This is a genomic window from Novosphingobium sp. BAM6 (assembly GCF_057784955.1).
The window spans coordinates 1683174-1698542 of record NZ_JBYNTR010000001.1 but is presented as its reverse complement, the minus strand read 5'-3'; the positions used below and the strand labels follow the sequence as shown (position 1 = coordinate 1698542).

Sequence of the window (15369 nt, the reverse complement as noted above, 5' to 3'; positions counted from 1 at the left end):
GCTGCTTCCTCTCCCGACCCGGAACAATTCACGGGCATGCTGCGGCTCCCGACGCATTGAGTGCGCCGTGTGAGTCCATGCCCGGCAGGCCTGCGCTGCTTACCCACATTGGGTCGCGATCCAAAGCAAGAAATTGAGCATATGAATTCGTATACGAACAATTTCATGTCTGAATTGGTATTATTGGTTATATCTGGTATGATACCAAGCGTCAATCGCCTGTCATCATAGTGCCACGATGGACCTCTTTCCTTGCCCCTTCATATGGTGCGCGGCCTACGCTGTGCTAGGGCGCGTGTGAGACAGTGGATGAAGCAGGGGAGCGGTGCCGCGCTCCGGTGCAGCGATTGAGGTACGATTGTGATGGCCGTTGAAGGCGTGAACCTGCTTGATCACCTCCAGACCCCGGCGCTGGTGACGTCGCGCGGGATGGTGCGCTTTGCGAATGCGGCGGCGCGCGGCGTGCTGGGCGGGCACATCATGGGGCAGGACGTGCGCATCGCCATCCGCGACCCGCGCGCGGTGGCGGTGATCCTCTCGGACGAGGGCGGACAGGCGCGCGTGCCGGGGCTTTCGACCGGCTCCAGCGTGTGGGAAGTCGATTGCCGGGTGATCGGCCCGGCGGAGCGGCTGGTCAGCCTCTACGACCTGTCCGAGCGGGTCAGCGTGGCAAAGTCGCATGCCGATTTCGTCGCCAATGCCAGCCACGAACTGCGCACGCCGCTGGCCAATGTGATCGGCTATTGCGAGACCCTGATGAACCCCAAGGCCGGGGGCGACGAAGGCTTGCGCGCGCGCTTCCTCGACACCATCCGCCACGAGGCGCAGCGCATGCAGGCGCTGATCTCCGATCTCATGTCGCTGTCGCGGATCGAGGCGGTGAAGCACGAGGCGCCGTCCGACCGGGTCGAGGTCATGGCGCTGGCACAGGAAGTGGTCGGCGAGTTTCGCGGCAGCGCGCAGGTCGATTTCGTCGCCCACAGCGCCGAGGCGCCGGTGACGGGCGATCGCGGCCAGCTGGGGCAGGTGCTGCGCAACCTGATCGACAACGCGCTGAAGTACGGCAAGGAGGGCGGCCCGGTCGAAGTGACGGTGGAGGCCGCGCGCACCGGCTGGGTGCTCGTCACCGTGCGTGACGAGGGCGAGGGGATCGCCCCCGAACATCTCCCGCGCATCACCGAAAGGTTCTATCGCGCTGATACCAGTCGCAGCCGTGCGGTGGGCGGGACCGGGCTTGGCCTGTCGATCGTCAAGCATATCGTCGAGCGCCATCGCGGCCGATTCGATGTCGACAGTCGGCCCGGACGCGGCACCACCGCCTCGCTGATGCTGCCGCTGCGCGAAGGGTGATATTCTTCTAACTCATTGGCATTGCAGGATGGCGTCTGGTCTCGGCGAAGCCACGACCGCCTTGCGTCATGCGCCGTGCCGGAGGTGTCACGTAACTGTCACGAGCTGGTCATATGAGCGTCTCCGAAGTGAAACGAAGTGTTCACGGAGAGCTTCGAAGCCATGTCGCGTTTCCTTTCGCCGTCCTGTCTTGCCCTGATCCTGGCCGCAGGTTGGCTGTCTCCGCAGCCCGCCCTTGCGCAAAGCGTCGGGCCAGCCGGGGCGCCAACCTCCGATGCGCCGAATGTGGAGCAGGACCTTGCCGCGATGCGCGCGCAGCTTCGGGCGATGAGCGACAGGATCGATGATCTGGAAGCGCAGTTGAAGGACGCGCGGGCACAGGCTGCTGCGGTTCCGCCTGCCGCCGTCCCGACTTCCGCCTCTGCCCCAGGGCCAGCCTCTGCCCCAGCCCCTGTTCCCGCCGCTGAAACGGCCACCGCTGTCGTCTGGAAAGGGGCGCCGCAGCTCTCAACCGCCGATGGCTGGAGCTTCAAGCCGCGCGGGCGCGTGCAGGTGGACATGGCCTCGATCAATGCGCCGAACGGTCTTTCGGGCGACGCCAATCGCCAGATGGGAACGGGCGTCGAACTGCGTCGGCTTTATTTCGGGGTGGACGGCACGATGCCCGGCGGCTTCGGCTATCGCGTCGAGGCCGATTTCGCCGCCTCCACCGTGCTGCTGACCGACGTCTACGTCACCTATGACGTCACGAAGGACGTGCGGGTGACGGTGGGCCAGCACAAGCCGTTCTGGGGGCTGGAGGAACTGGCCTCCGATCTCAACCTGACACTGATGGAGCGCTCGACCTTCGGGCAGGCCTTCAATTTCGAGCGCCGTGTGGGGGCCAGCGTGCAGTATCGCCACGGCATCGTGCTGGCACAGGGCGGTGTGTTCGGTGACGATGCGCAGGCCCTGAACAGCGATTACGACAAGAACTGGAGCCTCGACGGGCGGCTGGTGCTGATGCCGCAAGTGGCAGGCGGCACGCTGCATCTGGGCGGCTCTGTGCATTTCAACCATGCCTCCGCGTTCAATGCCACGATCACCGACCGGGTGCGCCCCTTCGCGCACACCACCGATATCCGCCTGATCACTACCGGCGCCATTCCCGCCAGCGGGGAGCTGGGCGTCGCACTGGAAGGCGCCTATATCGCCGGGCGCTTCCACGCGACGATGGAAAGCTATTGGCAGACGGTACATCGCGTCGATGGCGCCGATCCCACCTTCACCGGTGGCTATGCCGAGGTCGGCTATCTGCTGACGAAGGACGAGACCGCGTACAAGGACGGCATCTACGAGCGCATCCGCCCCCGCAAGGGGCTCGACAAGGGTGGGCTTGGCGCGATCCAGATCAACACCCGCTATGACTGGCTCGATCTCGACAGTGCAGGCATCCATGGCGGACGGCAGAAAACGGCCAGTCTTTCGGCAGTCTGGATCCTGACCGACTATGTGCGGATGCTGGCCGACTACGGCCATGTCTGGGTCAACGGCAGCGCCTATACGACGCCGACCGGCAGCGCGGATTACGAACTCGATGTGGTCGGCATGCGGGCGCAATATGACTTCTGACGGCAGCAGGCCGAAGATCGCCCGGCGCCTGTCGCGTTTCAGTCATGGAAGTGACATGATCCGGGGCTAGGGCACGGATGCAGGCTTTGGCTGGACGCGGCGACGCGAGCGGTATCTACATCGCTTTCGGGGCCTGCCGGATTATGCAAATGCCGGGGCGGGCAGAACCCGCCTCTTGGGGAACGGAAATATGGTTGAGCACACCGTCAAGGCCTTCGACACCGAGATCGGGCAGCTTCGCGGCCTCGTCGCCGAGATGGGCGGGCTGGCCGAAGTGGCGATCCGCGATGCGATCATCGCGCTGACCCGCCATGACGACGAACTGGCCGCGCAAGTGGTGGCGCAGGATGCGCGCATCGATGCGCTGGAGGCCGAGGTCGATCGGCTGGCCGTGCGCACCATCGCCCTGCGCGCGCCGATGGCGGACGATCTGCGCGATGTGATCGCCGCGCTCAAGATCTCCGGCGTGATCGAGCGCATCGGCGACTATGCCAAGAACATTGCCAAGCGCGTCGACGGGCTGGAACGCCGGGCGATGATCGAGCCGATCCAGCTGGTGCCGATGATGGCCGAGATCGCCGAATCGATGGTCCGCGATGTGCTCAACGCCTACGGTTCGCGCGATGCCATGCTCAGCGTCGAGGTGATCCGCCGCGACCAGAAGCTCGATCAGTTCTACAACACGCTGTTCCGCTCGCTGCTGACCCACATGATGGAAAACCCGGCGACGATCACCAGCGCCGCGCAACTGCTGTTCATCGCCCGCAACCTGGAACGCATCGGCGATCACGCCACCAACGTTGCCGAGATGGTCTATTTCGCCGCGACCGGGGAATACTGCACCGAGCGCGACAGTCTTACCGACGATACCGGAGCCGCTCTGCCATGAACCCTTCGATTCTCGTCGTCGAGGACGACCGCGCGCTGTGCGAACTGCTCAGCTGGAACCTCAGCGCAGAGGGCTATCAGGTGCGCACCACCGGCGATGGCGAAGAGGCGCTGTTGATGGTCGCCGAGCAGGCCCCCGATGCCATCGTGCTCGACTGGATGATCGATCACGTCCCCGGCATCGAGGTCTGCCGCCAGCTGCGCAAGGACCGCGAGACTGCGCAGATCCCGATCATGATGCTGACCGCGCGCGGCGAGGAAGAGGACATGATCCGCGGCCTTAAGACCGGTGCCGACGATTACATGACCAAGCCGTTCTCCCCACGCGAACTGCTTGCCCGTGTCGAGGCGCTGCTGCGCCGCGCGCGGCCTTCGCTCGCCGGATCGGTGCTGCAATGGGGCGATATCGAGCTGGATGCGACCAGCCACCGCGTGCGGCGCGGCGGTGAGCCGTTGCACCTCGGTCCCACCGAGTTCCGCCTGCTGCGCTATTTCATGGAGCGCCCCAACCGCGTGGTCTCGCGCCAGCAGATCCTCGACGGCGTATGGGGCATGGACAGCGACATCGACGAGCGCACCGTCGACGTCCACATCCGCCGCCTGCGCAAGGCCATCAACCGCGACGGCGATACCGACCCCATCCGCACCGTCCGCGCCGCCGGTTACGCGATGGACGTGAACTGAGGGGGCTATTGTGGATCCTGCCGGGTAGGCCGACGATTACCTCCCCAATCCAAGTCTGATCTGACAAACCAGCTAGAATTGGCATGGTCAAAGTGTTTCAGATCAATCGGCTTGAGGCCCAAATCTTCTCCAAGCATTTTTGGAGACATTACCCGAGTTCTTAGATTTTTTATAACAGGACGATTTTTCTGACTTACGATGATATTGAGTAACTTCCTCTCCATCGTAACAAAGGAATACAAGCCATGTACTTCTGCTGTGCGGATATGCCAGGCGTCTTGGGAATTTTTTGGCCCCATCACTTTTAATAACGCCAAATAAAGATCATCCTGAGAATGTTTCAGGACATCCCTTAGTGCAGGAGCTTTCCAAGCTTGGGGAGAAAACGGAACTGAAAGAATTTGATCGTGCGGATATCCATCAATGCTGGGTAGTTCACTGCGGCCGAAAAGATTGAAATCGAACCAACCGGTATCTGCGTAACGCGCGCGAGGGTGTGCGTCCCGCTCAAGTATTAAGTGGTTTGACGTCCATAGCTTTGCTCTTCCAGTTTTGGCTAACTGAGCAATGGCAGCGAGATAGCAAACGTTCTCGTATGTCTCGGATTTTGAGTCCTTTGGATAGACGGGGATCCTCGCCGCATATCCGGTACCTCTGATATCTGAGCCAAATCTCGTCTCACCTGTCGCGATCCAGCCTGTCTCGTGAGTGATCGTGTGAGAGTGGACATTGCTATCAATCAATAGACCTATGGCCTTGTGAGGCGTTCCAATCTTAACATTCTCTACACTGCGCCGAATTGCACGCTCGGCCATCCGTTCCCGATACACCGAGGCCAGTCGAGCTTTATTTTTGATAAAGATCATCGGCTGTATTTAACGGATGACGCAGCAACCTACACCAATAAATTCGCGGCCGGATTATCGTGCCCATCATAGTCCCGCCCAATGTCGGCAAGGCAGGTTGTTCCAAGCGCCCCCCTCAAGCCGCGTCGCGCAGGGCTTCTTTCGCGCTGTCGACGGCTTCGCGGATGGCGGCGAGGAACTGGTCGGTGGCGCGTTCCCACGAATAGAGGGCGCCCAGTGCGGCGGCATCGTGGCGGCGGGCGGTGAGGGCGGTGCGGATCGCGGTGGCGAGATCTTCGTGGACCGCGCCTGCGGGTGCAAGTCCAGCGCAGGATTGGGCAGCGTCGATGCCGCAGCCGTCCGGCCCCAGAATGTCGATCGGACCGGTCACGGGATAGGCGGCGACGGGCGTGCCGCAGGCAAGGGCTTCGATCACCACGAGGCCGAAGGTATCGGTGCGGCTGGGGAACACGAAGCAGTCGGCGGCGCGATAGGCGCCGGCGAGCGCCTCGCCGGTCAGCGGGCCGGTGAACAGGACATGCGGATAGCGGCGGCGCAAGGTGTCGAGCGCGGGGCCGTCGCCCACCACCACCTTGCTGCCGGGCACGTCGGCGTCGAGGAATGCCTCAAGGTTCTTTTCGGGCGCGACGCGGCCCACGTTGAGCAGCACCGGCCCCGGCAGCGCGGCCATCGCCGGGTGGCGCTGGCCTTCGGGGGTGAACAGCGTCTGGTCGATGCCCCGGCTCCAGCGGCGGGTATGGGTGATCCCCCGCCCTGCCAACTCGTCCGACAGGCTGGGGGTGGAGACCAGCACCGCGCGGCTGGCGGCGTGGAAGCGCTCCAGAATCGGCCAGAAGTATTCGGCGCTCAGCCCCGTGCGCACGGCGGCGTATTCGGGAAAGCGGGTGTGGAACGCCGAGGTGAACGGCACCCCGCGCGACAGGCACCAGCCGCGCGCCGCCCATCCGATCGGGCCTTCGGTGGCGATATGGACGATCTGCGGCGCCGCGCGATCAAGCATGCGGCGCACCCCGAAGCGCGGGGCCAGCGCCATGCGGATCGAGGCATAGCCCGGCATCGGCACGGTCCAGAACCGGTCCGGCGCGATCAGTTCGACCTCGTGCCCGCGCGCGGTCACTTCATCGAGCGTGGCGCCGAGCGAGCGGACGACGCCGTTGACCTGCGGCAGCCACGCATCGGTCGCAAGGGCGAGCTTCACGCGTCGGCCTTCTCGCGCGTGGTCGAAGCGGTTTCGGCGCTGTCATGGAGCGGCACCGTGCGTCCGCCGGTCTCGGCGATCCAGTCGATGATCGAAAGGTGGCCGGTGAAGTCCTCGGCCAGCGCGGTGCAGCTCTCCACCCAGTCGCCATCGTTGTAATAGGTGATCCCGGCGAATTCGCGGATCTCGGCGCAGTGGATATGGCCGCAGACAACGCCATCGAAACCGCGCTGCGTGGCTTCCTGCGCCACGGCTTCCTCGAAGCTGGAGATGAACGACACCGCGTTCTTCACCCGCTTCTTGAGATAGGCCGAAAGCGACCAGTAGGGCATGTGGAAGCGGCGGCGCACCGCGTTGAACACGATGTTGGCGCGCAGCAGCATGGTGTAGGCCTGATCGCCCAGGAACGCGAGCCACTTGTGGTAGAGCACCACGCCGTCGAAGGCATCGCCGTGCGTCACCAGCAGACGGCGGCCGTCGGCGGTCAGGTGCTCGGCCTCCAGCGCCAGTTCGACGCCGCCGAAGGTCATGCCCGCATAGTCGCGCAGCATCTCGTCATGGTTGCCCGCGACGAGCACGACGCGGGTGCCGCGATGCGCCATCTTGAGGATGCGGCGGATCACCTCGTTGTGGGCATCGGGCCAGTACCAGCCCTTGCGCAGGCGCCAGCCGTCGATGATGTCGCCCACCAGATAGAGCGTCTCGCATTCGATGGAGCGCAGGAAATCGACGAGCATCTCTGCATTGCAGCCGCGCGTGCCGAGGTGGACGTCGGAGATCCATACGGTGCGGTACTTGCGCTTGGGCCGGAAACCGCGCGGCTCGGGAAGGTCGAGCCATTCGGGGATGCGCCCGATGGGAATGCCGGTGCCGAATCCAGTCTTGGTCGTCAGGCTGGTGGTGGTGGGCAGGCCGGTCCTTGCGACCTGCTCTGCGCGTGCGATGTGCTTCGTCGCCATGCCTCGGACTCCATCTACGTCCAGTTCGGCTTCTTTTACGTTCCGGCAATGGCGCGGCGGTGACGTTTGCGTGGCATTTCCAAGACAGCGGCGGGCGTGCGGGCGGGCGTCGGGGAGGCGTTTTCCTCGCAGACGCGGCATCGTCGGAAAAGAGACGCCGTTTTGTCACCCGTTCGTCATGAACAGGCGGCAAGACACGCGCAGAACCGCAGACGCCAGCCGTTCAGGAGCGCGTTTCAGGGGTAAGGGCATATGCGACGGATCGACATCCTTCTGGCCAGCGAATTGCAGGGCGGCCTTGCCTCGTTCCGGCATGACGACATCGAAGTGGTGTTCCACCGCTGGACTAGCCAGAGTGAACTGCCGCTGCTGGATGGCGCGCTGTGGGTGTTCATCGACTGGGTGCTGCCCGACATGTCGGGGCTGGAGCTGTGTCGCCGCCTGCGCGCCGATGCGCTGACCGCGCATGCCCATGTGACGATGGTGCTCGAAGAGGACAATGTCGAGGATCGCAAGCGCGCGCTGCGCATGGGGTCGGACGACTACGTCACCGGCCCCTTGACGCGCAACGTCCTGCTGGACCGCGTGCTGGGCGTCAGTCCGATGGAACAGGACGTTGCGGGCACGCGCGTTGTCGGGCAGGGTGAACTGACGGTGGACGTCTCGGCGTTTCAGGCGCGCTGGCAGGGGCGCCCGATCGCGCTGATGCCCAACGAACTGCGGCTGCTGCGGTATTTCATCGAACATCCGGGACGGGTGTTCAGCCGCGCCCAGCTGATCGCCGCGCTCGGCAAGCAGGAACCGGCGCTGGACGAGCGGACCGTCGATGTCTGGGTCGGCCGCCTGCGCCGGGCCTTGCGCGGGGCAGGGGCGGGCAATCCGTTGCGCACCGTGCGCTCGCTGGGATACGTTTTCGATATCGCCTGACGACAGCGGATGCGGGAGAGGCTCCTCTCCCGCACCGGCCTATACCTCAGAGCCAGCCTGCCGCGACGGCCAGCGCCCAGATGCCGTTGGCGATCAGCAGCAGCGCCGCGAGCACGCGCATCACGTTCAGCGGCACGATCTTCAGCACCGCCTGCCCCAGGAACACGGCGGGGACGTTGGCGATCATCATGCCCAGCGTGCTGCCTGCCATGACCGGCAGCACGGTATGGAACTGCGCGCCCAGCGCGATCGTGGCGATCTGGGTCTTGTCGCCCATCTCGACGAGGAAGAAGGCGATGGCGGTAGCCATCAGCGGCCCGAAGCGTCCGGCCTTCGGTTGGCCCTCGTCGTCGTCCAGCTTGTCCGGCACCAGCGTCCAGACGCCCATCACCAGGAAACCGATGGCGATGGCATAGCGGAACCACCCGGCGTCGAGAATGCCGGCAACCTGCTCGCCCACCAGCGCGGCAAGGAAATGGTTGGCCAGCGTGGCGAGCAGAATGCCGCCAACGACGGCCCAAGGCTTTTTGAAACGGGTGGCCAGGACGATGGCCAGCAGCTGCGTCTTGTCGCCGATTTCGGCCAGTGCGACCACGGCGGTCGAGGTCAGGAACGGTTCGAGGATCATGGTTTATCCAGGGGCCGGGCAGGAGGCGGACAGACGAACGGCATCGCGCCTCCCGCCCGGCCGGACGTGGGTACGCAACGCCATTCGGTCTCGCCTGAAAGGACAGAAATCCCTTCTCCCGCCGCCACGGCCTCTCGACCGAGTATGTTGACGCACGGGCCTTCGCACGAATGCGGGGCGGCTACTCCCCAAATGACATCGCGCGCTTAGCCGCCCCGTCGCACATGCGCAAACGAAAAAGGGGCCCCGTCGTACATGCGGCGGAGCCCCTTTCGCGGCGGTGATGGCAGCGATCAGAGCGTAAGCGAGATCGAGGCGTTGAACACGCGGCCCAGATCGTAAGTGTTGAAGTTCACCCGGCCATCGTCGAACTGCTGGTATTCCAGATGCTTGCGGCCGGTGAGGTTGCGCCCCTCCAGCTTCAGCTCGATCTGCTTGCCGGCAATCGCGATCCCCTGACGGATCACGAGGTCCAGCGTGAAGCCGGGATCTTCCACCACATCGGGCTGTGCGGTGCCGTAGAGACCGCGCGTCACCACGCGTTTGCTGGCGTAGTTCAGCAGCAGCGTCTGCTGCGAGAGGTGGTCGGTATCTTCCAGCCCCAATTGCAGGTTGGCGAGGTGCTTGGACTGCCCCGCCATCGGCGCGCCGTTGCGGAAGTAGGTGCTCGCAAGGTCGGTGCCCACGTTGTAGATCTGCGTGGTATCGGTGGCGCTGACCTTCAGCTCGGACTTCGAGTAGGTGTAGTTGCCGATCACCACCGCGCGGCGGGTGGCGAAGAAGCCGCCCCATGTATCGAGCGGCAGATACTTCTGCACTTCGAACTCGGCGCCGTAGAGGTTGGCCTTGGGCGCGTTCGCATAGGACGTGATGAACTGTTCGTTGTCCGTCACGAAGCTCTCGATCGGGTTGTCGATGCGCTTGAAGAAGGCGCCGACCGAAACGCGCTGCTGCGGGGCGAAGTACCACTCGAACCGCGCCTCGGCGTTGTAGAGCTGGCTGTCCTTGAGCAGCGGGTTGCCGCGATAGGTCTGGTTGGTCTCGGGGTCGTAGAACGGTTGGAAGATCAGCTCGCGAAACTGCGGGCGGCCGATCGTCTTGGAGGCGGCAAGGCGCACCTGCATGCCGGGCTCGACTTCCCAGGTCAGCGTGGCGGCGGGCAGGAAGTATTCGTTCTTCAGCGCGTTGGCGACATTGGCCGTGCCCGCGATCGGCATGACCGTGGTGGTCTCCTTCGCGTATTCCCAGCGCACACCGGCATCGAAGCTGAGCGCATCGCTGACCGCGCCGTCCAGCTTGGTGTAGAACGCGTGGTTGACCAGCGAGGCCTGGAACCGGGCGGTGCCGGTCTCGGTCTCGCTGAACGACATCAGGTAGTTCTCGCCCGCATCGTTCAGGTACAGCGTGCCCGGCTGGAACAGCACGTCGGGCCGCAGCGTGCCCAGCGCATAGATCAGGTCCTGATCGCCGGTGACGCGGTAGTTGAAGTTGCGGCGGGTGTTGTCGCGCTGGTTGTACTGGAAGGCGTAGCCCACGCTGCCGGTCCAGCCCGGCGAGAAGGTGTGCGTCACATCGCCGCCCGCCGACCACACGTTCTCGTTGAGGCGCGAGAAGGTGACGGACGTGGGATTGGCAACGCCATAGCCCGGCGTACTGATGAAGGTGTCACCATAGGGATCGACCGAGGTGTCCAGATTGGTCCGATAGTATTCGGTCTGGATCTCGTAAGGGGCGAGCCGCTTGGAGTTCGCGTAGCCGCCGCGCAGGTCGATCTCGGTATCGGGATCGGGCTTGAGTTCGGCGGTGATCTGGGTGTCGATCAACTGGCGCTCGTACCACGCGGTGTTCTGTTCCAGAAGGTCGGTGGTGTCCGAATAGGACGGCTCGCGACCCAGGCTGAGGCGCGCGTTCTTGTCGGTGTCGTGGATGTAGAGGTTGGTCCAGCGGATGCTGTTGTCGCCCCACTCCAGCCCGAGGCCGAGCATCGCGTTGCCGACGATGCGGTTGTCGGTCTGCACGGTGCGGAAGTTCGAGAACATCGCGCTCTCGTTCGCGGTCGTCACCGAGGTGCGCTGTTGCAGGGTGTCGCGGGTCTGCGTCTTGTTGGAATAGCCCGCCGCCGCGATCACGCCCAGCGTCGCGCCGCCAAGGTCGAGCGAGGTGCCTGCGGTGATATTGGCGGAGAAATTGGGCTGCTGGTGATCGACGCGCTGCACCACGGCATTGCGGCTGGTGATCAGGCTGCCGCCGATCTGCTTGGCAAGATCGCTGCTGGGGTCGATCACGGTGTTGCTGTTGAAGTAATCGCGCAGCGTTGCCGGGATCGAGCGGTTGCCGTTGTCGAAGCCCGTCCAGTCGGTCTTCGACCCGTAATAGGTGTAGCCCATCTTGTTGGTGCTCTCGGTATCCCAGCCGATGCCGCCGCCGATGGTCAGGAAGCTTTCCGTCGGGATCGCCTTGGTCGTCAGGTTGATGACGCCGCCGCCGAATTCACCGGGGAAGTTCACCGAATAGCTCTTCTGCACCATCGACGAGGCGATCAGCGAGGTCGGGAACAGGTCCATCGGGACCACGCGCTTGAGCGGTTCGGGGCTGGGGAGCGGCGAGCCGTTGAGCAGGGCCAGCGAATAGCGATCGCCAAGCCCGCGCACATAGACATAGCCGTTGCCGACCACCGACAGGCCGGTGACGCGGCCCAGCGCGCCGGCGATGTCGCCTTCGCCGGTGCGGGCGATCTGCTCGGACGAGAGCACCGAGATCACTTCGGTCGAGGAGCGCATGACATCGCGTGAGCGGGTGCCGGTGACGATGATCGCGCCGCCGGGGATGGAGACGTCGGGCGCCTCTTCCTCGCCCGCGGGAACGGCATCGGCGGGCTGTGTGGCCTGAGGTGCCGCGGTGGGCGCAGGCGTTTTGGTGAGAGCGCCGTCCTGCGCCCAGGCGACGGCGGGCGTCAGCGTGGTCGTGGACAGCAGCAGAAGCGATACAAGCCGTGGCTTGATCATGGGTGATCCCCCTGGAAATCGTTTTGGATGTGCAAAGGGGCGGCCACGCAGGACCGCCCCTTCCCATGTCGAGATGGGCGGCCGATCAGGTGGTCGGCAGCGCGGTGCAGTTGGTGCTCGACCCGAACTGGCCGGTGGCATTGTTGCAGGTCCAGCCGGTGTACCAGGTGTCGCTGTTGCCCGAGACGGCGCCGATGTAGCTGACTTGCGTGAAGTAGCTGGAGAGGCTGGTGATGCCGGTGTACCCGGCAACGCCGCTCTCGTTGGAACCGTTGATGAAGACGGTGCCGTTGCTGTTCAGGTTGGTCAGCGTCGAGGTGAGCGAGGCGTTGTTGTTGGTATCGCCAGAGGCGGTGAACATCGCTGCGGCCTGCGCGGTGGTGTAGGTGCCCGAGCCCAGGAACTGGTCGTTGCTGAGGCAGGTCAGCGCCATCGAGTAGGCGTTGTAGGTGGCCGGGCTCGAACCGTTGGTGGTCGAACCGTTGACGCGGATGCACTGGTTGTTCGGCGTGTCGATCACGGTATTGATGAAGGTCACGTCCGAGTTGCCGCGCACCAGGATCGACGCCTTGTCGTTCGATTCGTTGTTGGTGCTCACGCTCTTCTGGACGCCGGTGAAGTTGGCGATCTGGATCTTCGAGCGGGGGCTGTTGTCCTCGGCGCCGTCCGAGTCGATCTCGAACAGCGCGTCGCCGCCCGCATCGCGCTGGAGCAGCAGGCCGTACTGGAAGTTGGCCTGGACGCCGGTGTCGAGGTCGAGGCTGTCATCGTCGGCGTTGACCGCGATGTAGTGCTTGAAGTTCACCGCGCCGCCGAAGAATTCCGCGCCGTCGTCCGAACTGTTGACCGACTGGAAGTATTCCAGCGTGGTGCCGGTGCCGATACCTTCGCCGGTCAGCGACTGCAGTTCCTTGCCGTTGCTCAGGATATAGCCCGAGTAGCGGATCTGCACGTACTTCAGCGAGCCTGCGTTGTAGGTGTTGTCGGCGCCGCCGAAGATCGCCGGGTTGACCGAGCCTTCGGTGTCGCGCTGGCAGTTGCCCACGGTGGTCGAACCGTAGTTGCAGTCCGTCACCTTGCCGCGGCCGAGCAGCACCACGCCGCCCCACTGGCCCTGCGAGGTATCGTCGTTCTGGCCGATCACGTTGGCGCGGCTGGTGAAGATGATCGGCGCGGCGGCGGTGCCCACGGCGCTGATCTTGTTGCCGCGGTTGACCGCCAGCCAGGCCGGTTCGGAGCTGTTCTCGCCATAGACGATCACGCCCGGATCAATGGTCAGCGTGACGTTGGTATCGGCACTGAGCGAGGTCTTGCCCGCAGCGATGCAGCTCTGGGTGGTGGTGGCGAAGGGCGCAGCCGACGTCGGGGCCGAGAAGCCGCCGTCGCAGCCGACATCGACGCGGCCGTTCATGCGGTACAGGACGCCTGCCACCTTGGGGAGGCTGGAGCTGACATCGACCAGCGCGGGCAGCGTGCAGACGCGCCACGAGCCTTCGGGGCCGGAAATGGTGCCGCTGTCGGTCAGACCGCCGGTGGCGTTGAACGTCGGGCAGCTGGCAGCCGCAACGACGGTACCCGCCGTGGGGGTGGGGGTCGGCGTTGGCGTGGGTGTCGGGTTGTTGATGACGATGCTGCCCGAACCGGGCGAGGAGATGTCGTCGGCGCCGCAACCGGCAAGGGCAAGAGCGCTGCAACCCAGCAGCAGCAGTCCGTTGATCTTCTTCACGTGGTGTCCCCCTGTAGGCAGATGTCTGAAGGCAGGTGTGGCAGGGGACGTTGTCGCCAGCCCCCCGTTGGACGCCGATGTAGGTTCGGGGGGTGACATTATGTTGGCGTTATGATGACGAAAAACGGAATAAATACGACTGGAGAATGACCATTATGACCAAATGACCAGGTGCGTAGTCTGACGAGGGCGGTTTCGGGATGGGTCGAGTGCTCCAGACTCGCAAATTGCGCTCGATACACATCATGATTGCATTTTCATGACACTTTTGTCTTTTCCTTGATTGTTGCACTGGAGCCGGGAATTCTCGGGCTCGTGAAAACAGAGTCGAAGGGAGATTGCCGTCATGTCCGTCACCGCCTTGCTTCTGGCCGCCTCGCTCGCCGCGCCCGCCGTTCCCAGCGGCCTGGTGGATGATGGTGTGAGTCGGGTCGATGTGGCCTATACCGCGCTGTCGCGTGGCGATGCGCAGGCGGCGCTGCGCCGGTTGCAGGCCGCAGGCGCCGATGACTCGCGCGATCCGGTGGTGCTCATCAACCTTGCGGCGGCCTATGCCGGGACCGGGCAGGGTGCGCGCGCCATGCAGGCCTACAAGGCCGCCATCGCCTCGCGCGAGCGCTATGATATCGAGCTTGCGGACGGCACCTGGGCAGACTCGCGGGATGTCGCCCGTGCGGGGCTTGGCCGCCTGTCCAGAACGGTGGCCGCGCGCTGATTTCCGGCTGGTTGACGGCGGTGGCAGGTTGCGGCGGGAGGTGATTGCCCCGCCATGGGCCCCGCCCGATCGCGGCATCTGCTGTCACAGTCTGTCGCATTGGCCGTCATCTCGTCACACTCGTGTCATGTGAATCGCGCACTTCGCCCACAGACGGAGGGCACACGTGATTCGACACAACTCAGCAGGGCGACGCAATTGGCGCGCACCGATGGCGGCGCTTGGCGGCATGATCGCCGCACTGGCGCCTCAGCTTGCAGCGGCGCAGGCGGTTCAGGGGAGCGACCCCGCCGGTAGCGGCCCGATCGTGGCGGCGCTGGGCTGGCTTCAGGGCACGCTGCTGGGCCATGTCGCGACGGCGGTCGCGGTGATGGCGGTGGCGGCTGTCGGCTTCATGATGCTCACGGGCCGGATGAACTGGCGCTTCGGCGCGACAGTCATCATCGGCTGCTTCGTGCTGTTCGGGGCCGGGGCGATCGTCACCGGCATCCAGACGGCAGCGGGCTGAGCCATGGCGGCCGGTTCTTGTCCGCTGGCCCGCCATCCGGTGCACCGCGCGCTGACGCGGCCGCAGATGTTCGCGGGCGTGACCTACAGCTTCTTCATCATCAACGGCGCGCTGACGACCGAGGTGTTCCTGATCACCAAGAGCTTCTGGACGCTGTCCGCCGCTCTGGCGATCCACATCGGCGGCTATCTCGCGTGCCTTCGCGAACCGCGCGTGTTCGACTTGTGGATCGCCAGGGTCAGCAAGTGCCCGCGCGTGCGCAACTGGCAGCGCTGGGGCTGTAACAGCTACGCGCCCTGATCGC

Annotated in this window: 14 protein-coding genes; 8 read left to right on the top strand and 6 right to left on the bottom strand. The window is 64.5% G+C overall.

The window, feature by feature from the left end; all coding sequences use genetic code 11:
- Nucleotides 1-363 precede the first annotated feature (363 nt).
- The 4 genes from AC3EC3_RS07885 (at nt 364) to phoB (ending at nt 4533) form a co-directional block, all read left to right on the top strand.
- Nucleotides 364-1350 (top strand): sensor histidine kinase, encoded by a 987-nt coding sequence (locus tag AC3EC3_RS07885; RefSeq protein WP_488489032.1) that lies wholly within the window; start codon nt 364-366, stop codon nt 1348-1350.
- 162 nt (nt 1351-1512) lie between these two features.
- The gene (locus AC3EC3_RS07880; protein ID WP_488489031.1) at nt 1513-2961 is read left to right on the top strand and encodes an OprO/OprP family phosphate-selective porin; all 1449 of its coding nucleotides are present in this window, start codon (nt 1513-1515) and stop codon (nt 2959-2961) included.
- A gap of 190 nt (nt 2962-3151) precedes the next feature.
- On the top strand, nt 3152-3850 hold the full coding sequence (gene phoU, locus AC3EC3_RS07875; RefSeq protein ID WP_260924323.1) for a phosphate signaling complex protein PhoU: 699 nt from the start codon (nt 3152-3154) through the stop codon (nt 3848-3850).
- The gene (gene phoB / locus AC3EC3_RS07870) at nt 3847-4533 is read left to right on the top strand and encodes a phosphate regulon transcriptional regulator PhoB (RefSeq protein ID WP_488489030.1); all 687 of its coding nucleotides are present in this window, start codon (nt 3847-3849) and stop codon (nt 4531-4533) included. Before phoU ends, phoB begins: the two co-directional genes overlap by 4 nt.
- Before the next feature lie 5 nt (nt 4534-4538).
- On the opposite strand, the gene AC3EC3_RS07865 is transcribed toward phoB, so the two are convergent.
- The 3 genes from AC3EC3_RS07865 to AC3EC3_RS07855 form a co-directional block, all read right to left on the bottom strand.
- Nucleotides 4539-5399: a hypothetical protein gene (locus tag AC3EC3_RS07865; protein ID WP_488489029.1), complete on the bottom strand. Its 861-nt coding sequence runs from the start codon at nt 5397-5399 to the stop codon at nt 4539-4541.
- A gap of 115 nt (nt 5400-5514) precedes the next feature.
- A complete protein-coding gene (locus AC3EC3_RS07860; protein ID WP_488489028.1) occupies nt 5515-6597 on the bottom strand; it encodes a glycosyltransferase family 4 protein in 1083 nt (360 codons plus the stop codon).
- Nucleotides 6594-7556, bottom strand: coding sequence for a UDP-2,3-diacylglucosamine diphosphatase (locus AC3EC3_RS07855; RefSeq protein WP_488489027.1), 963 nt, complete (start codon nt 7554-7556; stop codon nt 6594-6596). The genes AC3EC3_RS07860 and AC3EC3_RS07855 overlap by 4 nt, the downstream gene beginning before the upstream one ends.
- A gap of 252 nt (nt 7557-7808) precedes the next feature.
- Here AC3EC3_RS07855 and AC3EC3_RS07850 point away from each other — a divergent pair, with 252 nt between their 5' ends.
- Nucleotides 7809-8483, top strand: coding sequence for a winged helix-turn-helix domain-containing protein (locus AC3EC3_RS07850; RefSeq protein WP_488489026.1), 675 nt, complete (start codon nt 7809-7811; stop codon nt 8481-8483).
- Nucleotides 8484-8529: 46 nt separating this feature from the next.
- Here AC3EC3_RS07850 and AC3EC3_RS07845 read toward each other — a convergent pair whose 3' ends face one another.
- The 3 genes from AC3EC3_RS07845 to AC3EC3_RS07835 form a co-directional block, all read right to left on the bottom strand.
- The gene (locus AC3EC3_RS07845) at nt 8530-9111 is read right to left on the bottom strand and encodes a TMEM165/GDT1 family protein (RefSeq protein WP_488489025.1); all 582 of its coding nucleotides are present in this window, start codon (nt 9109-9111) and stop codon (nt 8530-8532) included.
- A 293-nt stretch (nt 9112-9404) separates the two neighbouring features.
- Nucleotides 9405-12116 carry a TonB-dependent receptor domain-containing protein gene (locus AC3EC3_RS07840; RefSeq protein WP_488489024.1) on the bottom strand — a complete coding sequence of 904 codons (2712 nt, stop codon included), beginning with the start codon at nt 12114-12116 and terminating at the stop codon, nt 9405-9407.
- An 85-nt stretch (nt 12117-12201) separates the two neighbouring features.
- A complete protein-coding gene (locus AC3EC3_RS07835) occupies nt 12202-13842 on the bottom strand; it encodes a three-fingered domain-containing protein (RefSeq protein ID WP_488489023.1) in 1641 nt (546 codons plus the stop codon).
- Nucleotides 13843-14188: 346 nt separating this feature from the next.
- Here AC3EC3_RS07835 and AC3EC3_RS07830 point away from each other — a divergent pair, with 346 nt between their 5' ends.
- The 3 genes from AC3EC3_RS07830 (at nt 14189) to AC3EC3_RS07820 (ending at nt 15365) form a co-directional block, all read left to right on the top strand.
- Nucleotides 14189-14557: a tetratricopeptide repeat protein gene (locus tag AC3EC3_RS07830; RefSeq protein WP_488489022.1), complete on the top strand. Its 369-nt coding sequence runs from the start codon at nt 14189-14191 to the stop codon at nt 14555-14557.
- A 211-nt stretch (nt 14558-14768) separates the two neighbouring features.
- Entirely contained in the window at nt 14769-15065 is a 297-nt protein-coding gene (locus tag AC3EC3_RS07825; RefSeq protein ID WP_488489021.1) for a TrbC/VirB2 family protein, read from the top strand.
- A gap of 3 nt (nt 15066-15068) precedes the next feature.
- A complete protein-coding gene (locus tag AC3EC3_RS07820) occupies nt 15069-15365 on the top strand; it encodes a VirB3 family type IV secretion system protein (protein ID WP_488489020.1) in 297 nt (98 codons plus the stop codon).
- Nucleotides 15366-15369 lie beyond the last annotated feature (4 nt).

What these genes read in the sequence shown, in the direction of transcription:
- AC3EC3_RS07885 (WP_488489032.1), top strand. Translation starts at nt 364, where the DNA reads ATGGCCGTTGAAGGCGTGAACCTGCTTGATCACCTCCAGACCCCGGCG.
- AC3EC3_RS07880 (WP_488489031.1), top strand. Translation starts at nt 1,513, where the DNA reads ATGTCGCGTTTCCTTTCGCCGTCCTGTCTTGCCCTGATCCTGGCCGCA.
- phoU (WP_260924323.1), top strand. Translation starts at nt 3,152, where the DNA reads ATGGTTGAGCACACCGTCAAGGCCTTCGACACCGAGATCGGGCAGCTT.
- phoB (WP_488489030.1), top strand. Translation starts at nt 3,847, where the DNA reads ATGAACCCTTCGATTCTCGTCGTCGAGGACGACCGCGCGCTGTGCGAA.
- AC3EC3_RS07865 (WP_488489029.1), bottom strand. Translation starts at nt 5,399, where the DNA reads ATGATCTTTATCAAAAATAAAGCTCGACTGGCCTCGGTGTATCGGGAA.
- AC3EC3_RS07855 (WP_488489027.1), bottom strand. Translation starts at nt 7,556, where the DNA reads ATGGCGACGAAGCACATCGCACGCGCAGAGCAGGTCGCAAGGACCGGC.
- AC3EC3_RS07850 (WP_488489026.1), top strand. Translation starts at nt 7,809, where the DNA reads ATGCGACGGATCGACATCCTTCTGGCCAGCGAATTGCAGGGCGGCCTT.
- AC3EC3_RS07845 (WP_488489025.1), bottom strand. Translation starts at nt 9,111, where the DNA reads ATGATCCTCGAACCGTTCCTGACCTCGACCGCCGTGGTCGCACTGGCC.
- AC3EC3_RS07840 (WP_488489024.1), bottom strand. Translation starts at nt 12,116, where the DNA reads ATGATCAAGCCACGGCTTGTATCGCTTCTGCTGCTGTCCACGACCACG.
- AC3EC3_RS07830 (WP_488489022.1), top strand. Translation starts at nt 14,189, where the DNA reads ATGTCCGTCACCGCCTTGCTTCTGGCCGCCTCGCTCGCCGCGCCCGCC.
- AC3EC3_RS07825 (WP_488489021.1), top strand. Translation starts at nt 14,769, where the DNA reads ATGGCGGCGCTTGGCGGCATGATCGCCGCACTGGCGCCTCAGCTTGCA.
- AC3EC3_RS07820 (WP_488489020.1), top strand. Translation starts at nt 15,069, where the DNA reads ATGGCGGCCGGTTCTTGTCCGCTGGCCCGCCATCCGGTGCACCGCGCG.